Source organism: Lyngbya sp. PCC 8106, from assembly GCF_000169095.1.
Lineage (GTDB): Bacteria > Cyanobacteriota > Cyanobacteriia > Cyanobacteriales > Microcoleaceae > Capilliphycus.
Window position 1 is genome coordinate 163,036 of sequence record NZ_AAVU01000005.1, and the last position, 16,468, is coordinate 179,503.

Below are 16,468 nucleotides of genomic sequence, written 5' to 3' on the forward strand. Positions count from 1 at the left end.
TGTCAATTGCAGTTGGTATAGACTCAGAGTTGAGCTGGAAATTACGGGTTTAATTTCCTTCACCTCAGAATATTCCTCTCTTAAAAGGCGATGTTGCCACAGGAATAGCTCATCGGTACCGAAAAAAGACGTAATCTAAGATGATCTAAACCGATCAACCTCAATTGATTATGTAACCTAGAACACGCCCTCAACAAGCTGCATAAATGCTTTAAGCCACCATAATTGTGTAGTCACTAGGATACACTCAAGAATTATGTAGAGTAAGCATCGACTCTAACCTCTGAGTTGGTGTCTGTTGTGTCTTTAGAGGTCTGTGGCGTTTGAAGGTCAGACTTCTCAAAAATTTAACCTTTAAGCCGAACTGAACTTTATTCCTATGTTCCAATCATTCTGGCGTTTGACTCAGTACATTGCTATCTGTACTGTTTTATCTGTGCTATTCGGCTTTGAGAATTCTTCTTCACAAGCTTCTCAATCGCCGCTCAAAATTATTCGACAGGGTTCCTTAATCGAATTGAACAACCAAGAAGTTGATTTGGCTTGGGTTCAATGGCAAAGCACAGAAGCTCAACCGCTACGAGTTGGAATTCGGGATCTGGGATTAATGAGGCTTTTAGGCCTAGACCTACTTAACACAAATGATAGCGCTCAACAACCTGTCGAGTGGTTTTCTTCCGCCGACTCCTCCCCTCTAACATTATTCGCTTTTTATCACTCACCGAATCGATATCTAGATGTTACCGCTTTTGCCCAAAAGGGACAATGGGATTTGTCTGTTGTCGGAACCCGCCTCAAAATTGTTACACCTCCAGCAACAATTAAAGCCATTCAACAACACCCTCTTTCCCCTTCGACTAATTTACCGATTTCTCCTGAACTGCTTGCTGCTTACCGAACATTACAAATTGAATTGGATCAGCGAGTTCTATGGGAACATCCTCAAATCGCGCCTCAACCAGCAACCGTTACTTCAAAACCTCTACCAGACGACCCCAATTCGCCCTCTAGCCCGGCGTTAACTCCCTGGATGATCCGTTTAGCCGCTCAACTTGATCCGGCTGCGATCGCCCCGTTTTCTTCTCTCTCGGAGCGCCCTCTTGATGGACTCGAACAGGTAAGTGATCGCCACCAAACCACGCTCACGTTTAATGTTCCCGTCGGTTGGCGTCCGGTGGTTTCAACTTTCAGTGATCCTCATCGTCTGCTGATCGATATTCGACCTGATTTTTTAGTGGAACGGAATATCCTCTGGATGCCGGGATTACGTTGGCGACAACAATATATCGAAATTCCTAATTCTCAACCCACTGCTTCATCGCTTCCTAACCGTTTTCCGGTCTTCTGGCTGGAAATTGATCTGACTGCGCCTCAACTTTCCCTAAAACCTATTCTCAGCCGTAATACTTCGCGAGTCGGATTGGCACCTTTATTGAAAACTGCTTCGCGATCGCAAGCCCTAGCCGCGATTAACGGAGGGTTCTTTAATCGCAATACTCTGTTTCCCCTGGGAGCTATTCGTCGCCAGGGACGTTGGCTATCGAGTCCTATTCTAAATCGAGGTGCGATCGGTTGGACAGATCAAGGTGAGATTTATCTGGATCGCTTGACTCGTTTTGAAACTCTAATTACGGCGACTGGGAACCGTTTTCCGATTCAGCATCTTAATAGTGGATATGTGGAAGCCGGAATTTCTCGTTATACCTCCGACTGGGGTTCTACCTATTTTCCGGTTCTTGATCGCGAATGGGCAATGATTACCCGTAATCATCGCATTATTGAGCATTTATTTCGAGAAAGACCTATCAAGCTTCCAGTTCCCATTTTGGATGATGATTATCTACTGGTTGTCCGTAATCATAAGGAAAAAGTGACTCAACTCCCGATTGGAACAGAAGTGAAAATTGAGAGCCAAACTGACCCCCCAATTTGGGAGACTTACCCGCAAATTTTAGCCGCAGGGCCGTTATTGTTACAATCCGGTGAAATTGTATTAGATGCTCCCTCAGAACGCTTTAGTGAGGCGTTTAGCAACCAACAGGCGATTCGTAGTGCAGTTGGTCGCACCCCAGACAACAAACTGCTTTTGGTTGCTGTTCACAATCGCCCTTTGGGATCAGGGCCAAATTTAACTGAACTGGCTCAAATTCTACAAAAACTTGGGGCTGTAGAGGCTTTAAATCTAGATGGGGGGAGTTCCACCAGTTTGTATCTTGGGGGTGAATTGATTGATCGTCCTGCTCAAACCGCAGCCCCGATTCACAATGGGTTAGGAGTGTTTGGGCAACCTGAAATCTGAGCCAAAATTGCTGTGAAGTTTTCGTAAACTGAACTGTACTTAAGTAAAGATTGCGTAAAGATTATCCAAATTCCGTAGAATCAGGGATGACAATTGCCTAGATCAATTTGTTATGTTGGTTCATAGCGTTTAAGAGGCGGCAGGTTAGAGAACTTATTTTCCAGCCTGAGTGCTTCTGGAGATCAACTGGTTAGTTTTAGCGAGTTGATGTCAGATTAGCCGCGAAAAGAAGCAACCCGTTGATGGCAAGCTCAAACCTGATGTTGGTATTGAGGATTCTCAATAACCCCCAAAAGTGTAGAGCAGAATGCCTAGACGAGTGCATTTACTACAATCCTTCTATCAACAAACTATTCTTCAAGGACAGATTATTATGGTAGCTATTCAAGAAAAGCCTCAAACTGCCACCCAACTTAAGACTTCTTCTCAAGGTATTGCGTCTACGGAGTTGCGTCCTTGGGGATCTTTTACGACTTTAGAAGAAGGCCAAGGTTATAAGATTAAGCGGATTGAAGTGAATCCTGGACATCGCCTCAGTCTACAAATGCACCACCATCGTAGTGAACACTGGATTGTAGTTTCTGGAACTGCTAAGGTGACTTGTGGAGATCACGAAGAAGTGCTATTTGCGAATCAATCGACTTATGTTCCTCAGTGTACTTCTCACCGCTTGGAAAATCCTGGCGTGATTCCGTTGATTTTGATCGAAGTTCAAAACGGAGAATATTTGGGAGAGGATGATATCGTTCGTTTTCAAGATGATTATTCTCGCGCTCCCGCTCAAGCAAAATAAAAAGAAATTAGGATAATATCACTATTAGATCACTAGGGATTAGAAACGGGGGATGTGGGGTAAGAACCTTTCCTTTTCTGATCTCTAGTTGTAGTCTTGAATTGTGAACTACTGATTTACCGTTCTAGTCGTTATGATACAAGTCACCCCAGCTGCAACCCGTGAAGTGTTTCGTCTAAAATCAAAGCAAAAGAGTGCCAATGCTTTGTTTCGCGTACGTGTGCAGCCCGGTGGATGTTGTGGTTTGTATTATCAAATGACGTTTGACCAAGCCTTACAACCCGATGATGTGGTTTACAAGTGTGGTGAGATTCAGGTTGTGATTGATACCCAAAGTTTGAGTCAACTTGAAGGTTTGACTTTGGACTACTCAGAGGATTTGATGGGCGGAGGATTTCGCTTCAATAACCCTAATGCTGCTCAAACCTGTGGTTGTAGTCATTCATTTGTGGCGAGAGTTTGAGAGATCTTAACAATATTTTTTTAAACTACACTTGACAAATTGTAGTTTTATTACCTATAGTAACAATTTGGGTATCAAAATAATTAAAGAATTCAGTCTAGTATCCTGTCGCCAAGGGGTCAAGGGATTCTCTGCTCAATTGAGCAGGAGCGTGAATCTTTAAAGAGCGTAAAGTCAGAAAAAGGTGAAATTCCCAGAGATTCTCCTGTCCACGCCAGACGACTGACATCAAACAGCCTCCAGTCATTGGAAAAGCCAAGCCTAAGCAGCTTATGTTGTGAAGGGATGAAGTGTCAGTTCATCTAGAGTTATTCAGGAAAACAATCACTCAAATTCACCAGATAGACAGAATTTTGCAGGTCTCCCCAATTGACCCGCATCGCCGGAAAATTGGTGTCCTCGTAGAGTTAGAGATCTCAAATCAAGCTCTCTTTAGATGAGAGTTGAAGTCGGTAGACTCAGTAGATAACGGGGAATGACTAACTGCGGTTAGTGTTCTACGCAACGGTGAATCAAGCCACTAACGTAACTCGTGAGGCTAGGCTAACCAATCCTTCTCCAAGAGTAGAGAGGGAAAACTTTCAACGGAAGTTGATTCAGACAAAGACTCTAAAACCAGAAAATGCCGATTTGAGGAAATATGTGATAACTCATGCCCACTATACAGCAACTTATTCGATCTGCACGAGAAAAAGCACTGAAAAAGACAAAATCGCCAGCGCTTAAGAGTTGTCCGCAGCGCCGAGGCGTTTGTACAAGAGTCTATACAACCACACCCAAAAAACCCAATTCAGCCCTGCGTAAAGTCGCCCGGGTTCGATTGACTTCCGGCTTTGAAGTCACGGCTTACATTCCTGGAATTGGTCATAACTTACAGGAACACTCAGTTGTGATGATTCGTGGAGGTCGGGTTAAAGACTTACCGGGAGTCCGATATCACATTATCCGGGGGACTCTAGATACAGCCGGAGTAAAAGACCGTCGCCAAGGACGATCAAAGTATGGGGCCAAACGTCCTAAGTAAAAGTATGAAGTTAAGTCATCAAATGACCGATCTTGGATGAAATGATTAATAATCAAAAGCAATTAGGGTAAAAATTAGGTATGTCTCGTCGTAGAGTAGTTCAAAAACGTCCTGTTCCCCCAGACTCGGTGTATAATAGCCGCCTAGTGAGTATGATGGTTCGTCGCATTATGAGGCATGGGAAAAAATCTCTAGCCTACCGAGTTATCTATGATGCGATGAAAATTATCGAAGAACGAACCGGGTCTGAACCGTTAGAACTGTTTGAAAAAGCAGTACGAAACGTGACTCCGTTAGTGGAAGTTAAAGCTAGACGGGTAGGGGGCGCAACTTACCAAGTACCGATGGAAGTTCGCTCAGAACGGGGAACCACCCTGGCGTTGCGTTGGTTAATCAATTATTCCAGACAACGAGCGGGTCGGACAATGGCAATGAAACTGGCTAACGAGCTAATGGATGCTGCCAACGAAACCGGAAGTGCTGTTCGCAAACGCGAAGAAACCCACCGTATGGCAGATGCAAACAAAGCCTTTGCCCATTATCGGTACTAAAATGAATGAGGTGGGGATAGCAGTGATTTCCGCAAACAGATAGAATCTTAATGAAGGCTTAAAAAGGAGGTAGCTGTGGCACGTACTATCCCGCTTGAGAGAGTACGTAATATTGGTATTGCAGCCCACATCGATGCGGGCAAGACAACCACAACTGAACGGATTTTATTTTATTCAGGTGTGGTTCATAAAATGGGTGAAGTCCACGATGGTACTGCGGTTACTGACTGGATGGCTCAAGAGCGGGAGCGTGGTATCACGATCACGGCTGCCGCTATCAGTACCAGTTGGAGAGATCATCGCATCAATATCATTGACACTCCGGGTCACGTTGATTTCACGATTGAAGTCGAACGTTCAATGCGAGTGTTAGATGGAGTAATTGCCGTCTTTTGCTCTGTCGGTGGTGTTCAGCCCCAATCCGAAACCGTTTGGCGACAAGCAGAACGCTACAAAGTTCCTCGGATTGCATTCGTGAACAAAATGGATCGCACAGGCTCCAACTTTTTCAAGGTTTACGAACAAGTTCGTGATCGCTTGAGAGCCAACGCCGTTCCGATTCAAGTTCCGATTGGTAGTGAAAGTGACTTCCGGGGACTTGTAGACTTGGTGGCGATGAAAACATACATCTACACCAATGACTTAGGTACAGATATCCAGGAAAGTGATGAAATTCCCGATGAGGTCAAAGATCTCGTCGAGGAGTATCGCGAAAAAATGCTGGAATCTTTGGCTGAATGTGATGAAGCCATGATGGAAAAGTACCTCGGTGCCCTAGAAGGTGGCGAACTCCCGACAGAGGAAGAAATTCGCGCTGCAATTCGTAAGGCAACTATTGCCGGAACCATTGTCCCAATCTTGTGCGGTTCTGCCTTTAAAAACAGAGGCGTACAACGGTTGTTGGATTGTGTGGTCGATTACCTACCGGCTCCGACCGAAGTACCAGCGATTAAAGGTACACTTCCAAGTGGAGAAGAAGAAGAACGTCCGGCCAATGACGAAGCCCCCTTGTCTGCACTCGCTTTCAAGATTATGGCTGATCCCTATGGTCGTTTGACCTTTGTGCGGGTCTACTCTGGAGTTCTTCAGAAAGGAAGTTATGTTTACAACTCATCTAAAGACAAGAAAGAACGTATTTCTCGTCTGATTGTGTTGAAAGCAGATGATCGCATTGAAGTTGATGAACTGCGAGCAGGAGACTTGGGAGCCGCTTTAGGTCTTAAAGATACCCTGACTGGAGATACGCTATGTGATGATAGCTCTCCGATTATTTTGGAATCTTTGTTTATCCCAGAACCTGTAATTTCGGTGGCGGTCGAACCCAAAACCAAACAGGATATGGAGAAGCTATCCAAGGCTCTGCAATCTCTGTCAGAGGAAGATCCCACTTTCCGAGTGTCTATTGATTCGGAGACCAACCAAACCGTAATTGCGGGGATGGGAGAACTCCACTTAGAGATTCTAGTAGACCGGATGTTACGGGAGTTTAAGGTCGAAGCGAACGTGGGCGCCCCCCAGGTTGCCTATCGGGAAACCATTCGCAAAGCCGTTAAAACTGAGGGTAAGTTTATCCGTCAGAGTGGAGGTAAAGGTCAATACGGCCATGTCGTCATTGAACTTGAACCGGGTGAATCGGGAAGCGGCTTTGAATTTATTTCCAAAATTGTCGGGGGTTCTGTTCCGAAAGAATATATTAACCCGGCAGCAGAAGGAATGAAAGAAGCCTGTGAATCGGGTGTAATTGCCGGATATCCATTGATTGATGTCAAAGCGACATTAGTCGATGGTTCCTATCACGATGTAGACTCCTCTGAAATGGCTTTTAAGATTGCAGGTTCGATGGCAATCAAACAAGGAGTTCAGAAAGCCTCACCTGTGCTGCTTGAGCCAATGATGAAGGTCGAAGTAGAAGTCCCAGATGATTTTATCGGTACTGTCATCGGTGATCTCAACTCCCGTCGCGGCCAGATCGAGGCTCAGGAAACGGATCAGTCACAAGGTCTGGCGAAGGTAACGGCAAAAGTTCCTTTAGCGGAAATGTTTGGTTATGCGACTGATATTCGGTCAAATACCCAAGGACGAGGAATATTCTCAATGGAATTTAGCCATTATGATGAAGTTCCTCGCAGTGTGGCTGAAACTATTATTGCCAAGAGTAAAGGGGAATAATAGTTGAAAGGGGGCAAGAAGTGCAGGTGAGGAGATAAAATACAGATTAACTCCTTGTCGCCTTCTGCTCCCCCAGACTCAATCTAGAGTGATCAGGTTTTAGCCTCAATTATTCAACATCTAACATCTCGAATCAAAGATCAAGTAGGATATGGCACGCGCAAAATTTGAACGGAACAAACCTCACGTTAACATTGGTACAATTGGTCACGTTGACCATGGTAAAACCACTCTGACTGCTGCTATCACCATGACATTGGCAGCAGGTGGTGGAGCCAAAGCCCGTAAATATGAAGATATTGATGCGGCTCCTGAAGAAAAAGCTCGGGGAATTACCATCAACACTGCTCACGTAGAGTACGAAACGGGCAGTCGTCACTATGCTCACGTAGATTGCCCCGGACACGCAGATTATGTGAAAAACATGATCACGGGAGCAGCTCAAATGGATGGAGCGATCTTGGTGGTTTCTGCGGCTGACGGCCCCATGCCTCAAACTCGGGAACATATTCTACTTGCTCGGCAGGTGGGTGTTCCGAGCCTTGTGGTTTTCCTCAATAAGCAAGACCAAGTTGATGACGAAGAGTTACTCGAACTGGTTGAATTAGAAGTGCGGGAATTGCTGAGTTCCTATGATTTTCCAGGCGATGATATCCCCATTGTTTCGGGTTCGGCTCTGCTGGCTGTAGAAGCGATGGTTGAAAATCCTAAAATCGCCAAGGGTGATAATCAGTGGGTTGATAAGATCTACGCGCTGATGGATAACGTCGATGAATACATCCCCACACCCGAACGTGCGATTGATAAGCCTTTCCTAATGGCGGTAGAAGATGTCTTCTCTATCACAGGTCGGGGTACTGTCGCCACGGGCCGGATTGAACGGGGTAAAGTCAAGGTGGGTGAAACCGTTGAGTTGGTCGGCATCAGAGATACTCGTAGCACAACTGTAACGGGTGTAGAAATGTTCCAGAAAATCCTCGACGAAGGAATGGCTGGAGATAACGTTGGATTGTTGCTACGGGGTCTGCAAAAAGCCGATATCGCTCGGGGTATGGTACTCGCTAAACCCGGTAGTATTACCCCTCATACTCAATTTGAGTCTGAGGTTTATGTTCTCAAAAAAGAAGAAGGTGGTCGTCATACACCCTTCTTTTCTGGCTATCGTCCTCAATTCTACGTGCGAACCACGGATGTAACGGGTACAATTGACAGCTACACTGCTGATGATGGTTCCAATGTAGAAATGGTCATGCCGGGAGACCGGATTAAAATGAACGTGACTCTAATTACTCCAATTGCAATTGAGCAGGGAATGCGCTTTGCAATTCGTGAAGGAGGACGGACTATCGGTGCGGGAGTTGTGTCGAAAATTGTGAAGTAGGCACGGCCTATAAACACTGATCAAAGAAAACAGCTCGTCTTTAACCAATTGCGTTAATTCGTACAGTGGTAACTCAGGCGGGCTGTTTATCCCCGTGAGGTTCTACTCGATATTGTGAAAATATTAAAATGGAATGATTTTCTTCAATTTGGAAGTTGATCGGTTGTTAACTTAAACCGTTTTAAACCGATGAATTAGACCAGAAGAAAACGATTCTGATCACTATTTCTGACTTCAAAAGCAGACAAAAAAACTGTCATGCTTGTTAACAAGTCAGAGCTTTGTGTGGTCAGAATACTCAAATGTTCTAGGGATGAGTATTTTACCCGTTTTGGGTAACATCTTGAAAACAGAAGTCGCTAAAAACTTAAACCGAACCTGGAAAACTCAAAACCCAATGGCTACTATTCAACAGCAAAAAATTCGTATCCGTCTCAAAGCATTTGATCGTCGTCTGCTGGATACATCTTGTGAAAAAATTGTCGATACAGCCAACCGCACAGGGGCAACCGCAATCGGCCCTATTCCTTTACCAACAAAACGACGCATTTATTGTGTGCTTCGTTCTCCTCACGTTGATAAAGATTCACGAGAACATTTTGAAACTCGTACTCATCGCCGCATCATTGACATCTATCAGCCTTCTTCTAAAACCATTGATGCTTTGATGAAATTGGATTTACCGGCGGGTGTGGATATTGAAGTCAAGCTTTAGGCCCAATCCGTCAATTTTACAGTACGCTGCTCGAAAATATAGCCATCACGGAGGAACAGGGGAAAGAAATCCGTTAAAGTAAAATAAAAGAAGCGCACACCATAAACGGACAATGGCATCATCTTCCTCAATAGCAGTTCGAGAACTTCCCCTGTTTCCACTCCCAGAAGTGGTTCTATTTCCCGCCATACCTCTGCCGTTGCATATTTTTGAGTTTCGTTATCGGATTATGATCAACACTATCCTCGAAAGCGATAGTCGCTTTGGGGTTGTGATGTTTGATCCGACTCAAGGTAAAGTCGCTTCTGTCGGGTGTTGTGCTGAAATCATTCAGCATCAGCGTTTACCCGATGATCGCATCAAAATGATCACCCTGGGACAGCAACGATTTCGCGTTTTAGAAGCTGTTCGAGAAAAACCCTATTTAGTTGGGTTGGTTGAATGGATAGAAGACGTTCCCCCCCAACAAGATCTTAAACCTTTAGCAACGGAAGTTGAAGGCTTGCTGCGAGATGTCGTTCGCCTCTCTAGTAAGCTGATGGATCAAAGCATCAAGCTCCCAGAAGATATTCCCAGTTTACCAACAGAACTGTCCTACTGGGTGGCGAGTAACCTCTATGGTGTACCCGCAGAGCAACAAGCTCTTTTAGAAATGCAAGATACCTCAGCTCGTTTAGAACGGGAAGCGGAAATCTTGGGTTCAACTCGTAGTCACTTAGCGGCTAAAACCGTTCTCAAAGATACCTTTGAAAATCCTGTCGATCCCAACTAAGTGAACTCCTGAAAACTTGTTAATTTTGTGAGACTTCACAATTCCAGAGCTTGTACCAACTTTGGACTGCTAACCAACCTCCGGATAGCAGTCCTGCTAAACTTAGGGTTAAGCCGCTGTAGGGAATCAATAAACCGAATATTGGTAAAGCGACCCCTGCGATCGTGCAAATCACAGCCGCTAGAGATGCTTGACGATGTTTTCCAAGTCCCCAGACCAAAACGATTAAAATCGGATAAATCAGAGCAAAAGCCAGTTTAGCATCGATCAAACGACTGCTGTAGGTCAGAGTCAGTAAACAAGCAAAGAAAATACCCGCTGCGATCGCAACATCTCTCAAGCTCAAGGGTAATGACAAATTCAACAACAGAATCCACCACAAAAAGATTGCCGGAGCTAACAACAGCAGACGCGGTAAAATTCCTGTATCCGTCACCGGATCAGTAGCGGTAAAAACACCTAACGGATTACGCACAGAAACATTTCCCTCAAAAATCCAAGTTAACTCTCGTAAACGTTCCTTATCCTGGGTCACTGTCGGGAGAACTCCCGCAAAATCAGCATTGGGAAAATTGGCGTTTACGGTTAGGCGAAAATTAGACAACAGTTGTCCCATCGGTTCATACACCCAACGAGGCGCACCTTGGGCTTGATACGTTACCCGAAACCGAGTTGTTTCTCCAGGCGCTAAACGAAATGGAAACCCATAGTCTCCCGGATTAACCGATACCAATGCTTTTCCCTCTTTTTCGACTTGAAAATTTTGGAGGATCTTATATCCAAAAGGGGGACGAACTTCAAAGAAAAACTGCTCAATATCACTGAGTCGGTTTACAACTTGATATTCGGCTTCAAAGTCCACACTATACAACCATTGACGAGTCGCCGGATCCGTTGCTTGATCAATTTTAACTTGAATTTGGGAACCTGCGATCGCCAAAAACCGATCCACTTTCCGGGTTGCTTCTTCCTCAATTTGTTGATTATCAACCCAGCGATAGTTTGTATAAGTTTCTTCTACCTGATAACGCACTTGAGGCGCTGCTTGTTCCAGCCGTTCACCTGAAACCGTTGTCACTACTTGAGCCACTTTTTGTTGTTCCCAGTGATGATATCGATTGGCGAGCGTTGAACACAAAAAAAATCCCCCCACCAAAATCACTAAAATCAAACCAAAATGAGGTAACTTTTGAATCACAAAAATATAGCGTTCTAATTCTCCTTGAAGAATAGCGGCGACAGAGGGTTCAGCTTGACGAGAATTCGACCAAGTAATCACCGCCATCACCAAGCCAAACGCCAAAACTAATAACGCCAACTTCCAAGAAAATTGAACGATTTGAGAGCCAAAATTAATTAACTCATTCGGATGGGTTAAATCGGGTAAATTCGGAATGCCTTGAAATGAAGGATACATCTCTAAAATCCGACGATAAAATATGTACAACTCTACTTATATTCATCCGCTCAGTCTCTACTCAGGTCTAGATAAAAAGAATTACAAGCTCATACCCAGACATTCCTGATTTTTGACTCCAATCAAAATCAATCCCACTTCACTTTAATTAACGGTTCACAATCGAATAGCTGCCAAAAATTTTCAGCGTTTTCGTATAAGTTGCTAATTCAGCTAAAGCCGATTTTACAGATTGATTACAAGTATTAGCTTCCAGATCAATAAAAAACAAATAATCTCCGAGCAATCGCTTTGTGGGACGAGACTCAATCCGACTCATATTAATCCCTTGTTCTGCAAAGACCTGTAACGGTTTAACTAAAATACCTGGCTTATTTTCCGGCACACTAAAGGCTAAAGAGGTATAATTTCCTCCGGGTGATGGTTGTAAACTAACCACCCAAAAGCGAGTACAATTATCGGGATAATCATTAATCGGATGAGCTAAAATCGGTAACTGATATAAACTAGCAGCTCGTTCTGATGCAATGGCTCCGGTAGTTGTCTTCTGGTTTAAATGTTGTAGGGCTTCTGTGGTTGAATTGGTGGCAATTTGTTGGACTTGGGGAAGATTTTGATTTAACCACTCCTGACATTGAGCGAGGGCTTGAGGATGGGAATAAACGACTTCTATCTCTTGTGGATGTTTCGCTAGAGAAATCAAAGCATGGGAGATGGGTAAGACTAAAGCTTGCTGAATTTGGAGTGTATCGATTTGCCAGAGTGTATCTAAAGTCATACTGACACTACCTTCAATGGAGTTTTCTACAGGTACTACTCCTAAATCAACTTCTCCCCTTGCCACTGCCCACAGGGTTTGAGCAATGCTGGGATAGGGATAAAGTGAAGATTTTAAGCCTTTAGTCTCAACTAGATGTCGAACGTAGGCTGTAGCGGCAGCTTCTGCATAGGTTCCCGCAGGGCCTAAATGGGCGATAGAAAATTGCATTTTGATCAATTTGATAACAAGAAATAGTTAAGCTACGAATTCACTTGAGTTTTCGATTGTCAGCTGAATCTGTAATGGGAAAAGCAGACGTTAGCTCACGAAAAAGTCTTTACTCCATTTTTCTCCCTTCCTTGTCAAACTACAATTTGAATTGATCAAGTCAGACTTTCAGATATTCCTCCGAAAGGTGGAAATTATTTCTATTTTCTCCAGATGTTGGTGATCAGTTGATAGAAGACGTTATAATTCTTTACTTTAGACTGATTATCTATACCCATATGATGAGACAATTAACTGACCGAATTAAGGATTTATAAGGTTTGATTATTGAATGGTCTTTTTCTTTTGATCCGGATCACATCACAAATTGTTAAAATTAATTAAAATAAGTTTACAAAGTTTTCAATTTTAAGAGTTCTATGGTAATTAAATTTAACGCCACTCAGTCTGTTGAAATGGCTGTACCGCAACAGCAGATTCCGATTCAACATTATTTGCGTCAACCCAGACGTTTAATGAATGCTTTAGCCGATCCAACTCGGTTAGAACAACTCAGCAAAGATACTTTTCGGCTCAAAATGCGCCCTCTGTCGTTTCTAATGCTAACGATCCAGCCGACAGTAGACCTAAAAGTTTGGGCTTTAGCAGACGGAACAATTGGCTTAAAATCGGTAGGCTGTGAAATTCGCGGAGTCGAATATATTAATCAACGTTTTTCTCTAAAATTAGTCGGACGTTTATCCCCAAGCCAGAAAGAAGGTACAACTCACCTGACGGGTCAAGCCAACTTAGAAGTTCAAGTAGAATTACCCCCTGCCTTAAAATTCACACCGCTATCGATTTTAGAAACAACTGGGAATGGCTTACTCAAAAGTGTTCTGATGACGATTAAACAAAGACTGATGCACAACCTGCTGTGTGATTATCGTCAATGGGCTTCTGAACAAAATGAAACTTCAGTCAATCAGCCTGATTCTGTTCTCTCGGGTGAAGGTCAAACCATCTGATTAGGGCAAAGTTAAATCAAGAGGAAGTGAGAGTTGACAGGGAGCAAATGAAAGTCGATGTTGACGACTCGGGCCATAGCGTTGTAAAGCTTGTCGGTGTTTTTTTGTTCCATATCCCTTGTTATTACTCAGATCATACTCCCGATATTTGTCCGCTAAACGCACAATTAATTCATCTCGCCACACCTTCGCCACAATACTGGCAGCGGCGATTACGGTTGAAGTCTGATCCCCTTTAATCACCGTTTGTTGGGGAATCAATAAATCCCGAATCGGTTGATTCCCATCAATCAAACATAAGTCTGGAGGCGGTTTTAACTTCAGGATTGACCGCTTCATCGCCAATAAGGTCGCCTGGAGAATATTAAGCCGATCAATTTCTTGTACGGAGGCTACCGCCACTTGACAAGATAACGCCATCGCCCGAATCTCTTGCGCCAATCGCTTTCTCATGGGAGGCCGTAACTGTTTGCTATCTCGCACACCTGCCGCAGTTAAGGCTGTAATAGCTTCATCTGATAAAATTACAGCCCCTGCTACAACCGGGCCAAATAAAGCTCCCCGCCCAACTTCATCAATACCAGCAATCAATTGAGGCATAGAATTTTGCGATTTGTGAGAACTTCACCTGCCCAGTTTCCTTCCCGAGTAGAAGCCACTGATCATCATCCTAATCGGAGGTTGCAGAAGAACGGCGACGGCGACGACGTTTTGGGGAAGACTCTTCTTCAGAATCATCCTCTAAATCCATCCCTTCGTCTGAATCCTCTGAAATCGCGAAAGAGAGAGTTGGGGAAAATTCTTCTTCGACAGGAGACTCTTCGATAGACTCCTCGATAGACTCCTCGATAGACTCTTGGCTTACCTCTGTCGGAGAATCTAACTTCAGTATTAACTCCACAGGGGCAGGTACAGGTGGACTCGGTGGACTGACCTCAATTAATTCTTCTTCATTTTCCTCTAAAATATCTTTGGGTTCGGGCGGTTCTTCTCCGGGTAAACAGACGGTTACGATCACATTTCTAGAATTTTTCGGGGTTTGACTAGAAAGCATCAGGGGAGAAATACCCATCATCGCGTACATCTGCTGTTCATCAGTGGTCATTTCAACAGAAACCACTTCTGGCGGTTCGGTTGTGGGTTTGAGAGTCTCTGATTTCGCCGTGCGACTTCGTTCTGCTAATCCGCTCCTCGAAGGTAATCCCTCCGATAATTGAATTTCAGACCGATTTTCGTTGTATCCACTGGTTGGGGTTAAGCGCAAATTATTACGACTGGGTTCATCTTCGCGAACCAAAGAATCCAAGTCTCCAATTCGCCGCCGTCGCCGCCGCCGAGCATTACTTCCGGTATGATCTTGATAACTCGGATGGTTAATTAGCTCTAATTCTTGTAAATTGCTGACCGCATCTAGCTCGACTGTTTCCGGTTCTGAGCGAGTTTGGGGTGCATCCAAGATCACGGTTTTTGCAAGTTGCTGTTCTGTTGTCTCGGGTGAACTGACAGACAAGCTATTACGAGGCGTTAGGACAATTCGTTCTGCACTACTGCTACTGTTGCTACTGCTACTACTACTAATACTGCTTTCTGGAAGTTCAACTTCTGCCAACTCACCCGGAAGGTGAACTAAATGTCCCAAACCGCTACAAGTCGGACAAGGACGACCAAATAACTCGTAAATATTTTGTCCTTGACGTTTGCGAGTTAACTCGACTAATCCTAACTCTGACAATTGAGCAATTTGGGGTCTAGCTTTGTCGGCTTTGAGAACTTTATTAAAATGTTCTAGCACTTGCAACTGATCGCGGCGTGAATCCATATCGATAAAATCGACAATAATCACCCCAGCAATATTGCGTAAGCGTAACTGACGGGCAATTTCGGTCGCTGATTCACAATTAGTCCATAACACCGTTTCTCGCGAAGTCGCCGAACGAGTAAATGAACCGGAGTTGACATCAATCACCGTTAAGGCTTCGGTGGGTTCAATCACAATATAACCCCCGGAAGGCAAATCAACCCGAGGTCGCAAAGCTTCGCGAATTGCCGCATTCACCCGAAAATATTCTAGAATCGGAATGCGTTCTCGGTGGTGATCGATCAAAACGCCCTGGGGTGCTTTACCGACACTCCAATTCATCAAGTGTTGCTTGACGCGCTTAATCCCGGTATGAACATCAACAACAATGCGATTGACATCGCCACTGTACATATCGCGCAATACCCGTTGAATAAAGTCATCATCGCGATTGAGTAAAGCGGGAGGTCGAGTGGAACTGGCTTCCTGCTGAACATTTTCCCACTGTTTTTGCAAGCTTTCTAGGTCTTCTAAAATGGCATCTTCTGCCATACCTTCGGCTTCTGTTCGCACCAGTAAACCCATTCCCGAGGGTTTAATTAAAATTGCCAGTGCTTTCAGGCGATTTCGTTCGGTTTCTGAGCGAATCCGACGGGATAAATTGACACCCCGTCCATAGGGCATCAGAACTAAATACCGCCCCGGTAAGGTGATATTTCCAGTCAATCGCGGGCCTTTGGTTCCGGTGGGTTCTTTCATCACCTGCACCAACACTTTCTGTTGAGGTGCTAATAATTCGGTGATGGAACCGGAAGATTTTTTCAGTCGTAGGGGTCCGAGATCAGAAACATGGATAAATCCATTTCGTTCTGCATCCCCAATATTGACAAAAGCGGCATCAATTCCAGGCAAGACATTTTCAACAACTCCCAGATAAATATCACTGACTTGGTGACTTCCTGTAGCAACAACGAGTTCTTGAATTTGATCTTCGGAAAAAACAGCCGCAATTCGATGCTGTTCGGCAATGATAATTTGTTTTGACATCTAATTTCCTCAAAACTTTGCAACACAAGAGGCAGCTACGCTGC

The 16,468-nt window shown here is 44.3% G+C and carries 14 protein-coding genes; 10 read left to right on the plus strand and 4 right to left on the minus strand.

Annotation, left to right across the window (positions count from 1 at the left end):
- Window positions 1-379 precede the first annotated feature (379 nt).
- The 9 genes from L8106_RS05435 (at window position 380) to L8106_RS05475 (ending at window position 10,167) form a co-directional block, all read left to right on the plus strand.
- Entirely contained in the window at window positions 380-2,299 is a 1,920-nt protein-coding gene (locus L8106_RS05435) for a phosphodiester glycosidase family protein (RefSeq protein WP_083798369.1), read from the plus strand.
- A gap of 373 nt (window positions 2,300-2,672) precedes the next feature.
- The gene (locus tag L8106_RS05440) at window positions 2,673-3,092 is read left to right on the plus strand and encodes a phosphomannose isomerase type II C-terminal cupin domain (protein WP_039895566.1); all 420 of its coding nucleotides are present in this window, start codon (window positions 2,673-2,675) and stop codon (window positions 3,090-3,092) included.
- A gap of 133 nt (window positions 3,093-3,225) precedes the next feature.
- Window positions 3,226-3,555, plus strand: a complete 330-nt coding sequence (locus L8106_RS05445; RefSeq protein ID WP_009783215.1) for an iron-sulfur cluster assembly accessory protein — start codon at window positions 3,226-3,228, stop codon at window positions 3,553-3,555.
- Window positions 3,556-4,207: 652 nt separating this feature from the next.
- Window positions 4,208-4,579, plus strand: coding sequence for a 30S ribosomal protein S12 (gene rpsL, locus L8106_RS05450; protein WP_009783216.1), 372 nt, complete (start codon window positions 4,208-4,210; stop codon window positions 4,577-4,579).
- A gap of 80 nt (window positions 4,580-4,659) precedes the next feature.
- Window positions 4,660-5,130 (plus strand): 30S ribosomal protein S7, encoded by a 471-nt coding sequence (rpsG, locus tag L8106_RS05455; protein WP_009783217.1) that lies wholly within the window; start codon window positions 4,660-4,662, stop codon window positions 5,128-5,130.
- A gap of 75 nt (window positions 5,131-5,205) precedes the next feature.
- Window positions 5,206-7,299: an elongation factor G gene (fusA, locus tag L8106_RS05460; RefSeq protein WP_009783218.1), complete on the plus strand. Its 2,094-nt coding sequence runs from the start codon at window positions 5,206-5,208 to the stop codon at window positions 7,297-7,299.
- A 151-nt stretch (window positions 7,300-7,450) separates the two neighbouring features.
- Window positions 7,451-8,680: an elongation factor Tu gene (tuf, locus tag L8106_RS05465; RefSeq protein ID WP_009783219.1), complete on the plus strand. Its 1,230-nt coding sequence runs from the start codon at window positions 7,451-7,453 to the stop codon at window positions 8,678-8,680.
- 406 nt (window positions 8,681-9,086) lie between these two features.
- On the plus strand, window positions 9,087-9,395 hold the full coding sequence (gene rpsJ / locus L8106_RS05470) for a 30S ribosomal protein S10 (protein WP_198012903.1): 309 nt from the start codon (window positions 9,087-9,089) through the stop codon (window positions 9,393-9,395).
- Between the two features lie 112 nt (window positions 9,396-9,507).
- On the plus strand, window positions 9,508-10,167 hold the full coding sequence (locus tag L8106_RS05475) for an LON peptidase substrate-binding domain-containing protein (protein ID WP_009783221.1): 660 nt from the start codon (window positions 9,508-9,510) through the stop codon (window positions 10,165-10,167).
- A gap of 19 nt (window positions 10,168-10,186) precedes the next feature.
- Here the strand turns inward: L8106_RS05475 and L8106_RS05480 are convergent, their stop codons facing one another.
- Entirely contained in the window at window positions 10,187-11,584 is a 1,398-nt protein-coding gene (locus tag L8106_RS05480; protein ID WP_009783222.1) for a hypothetical protein, read from the minus strand.
- 148 nt (window positions 11,585-11,732) lie between these two features.
- Entirely contained in the window at window positions 11,733-12,572 is an 840-nt protein-coding gene (gene pheA / locus L8106_RS05485; protein WP_009783223.1) for a prephenate dehydratase, read from the minus strand.
- Between the two features lie 419 nt (window positions 12,573-12,991).
- On the opposite strand from pheA, the gene L8106_RS05490 reads away from it, so the two are divergent.
- A complete protein-coding gene (locus L8106_RS05490) occupies window positions 12,992-13,579 on the plus strand; it encodes a DUF1997 domain-containing protein (RefSeq protein ID WP_009783224.1) in 588 nt (195 codons plus the stop codon).
- Here L8106_RS05490 and L8106_RS05495 read toward each other — a convergent pair whose 3' ends face one another.
- Window positions 13,580-14,179: a ribonuclease HII gene (locus L8106_RS05495; protein ID WP_009783225.1), complete on the minus strand. Its 600-nt coding sequence runs from the start codon at window positions 14,177-14,179 to the stop codon at window positions 13,580-13,582. It lies immediately after the preceding gene.
- A gap of 70 nt (window positions 14,180-14,249) precedes the next feature.
- On the minus strand, window positions 14,250-16,424 hold the full coding sequence (locus L8106_RS05500; RefSeq protein ID WP_009783226.1) for an Rne/Rng family ribonuclease: 2,175 nt from the start codon (window positions 16,422-16,424) through the stop codon (window positions 14,250-14,252).
- Window positions 16,425-16,468 lie beyond the last annotated feature (44 nt).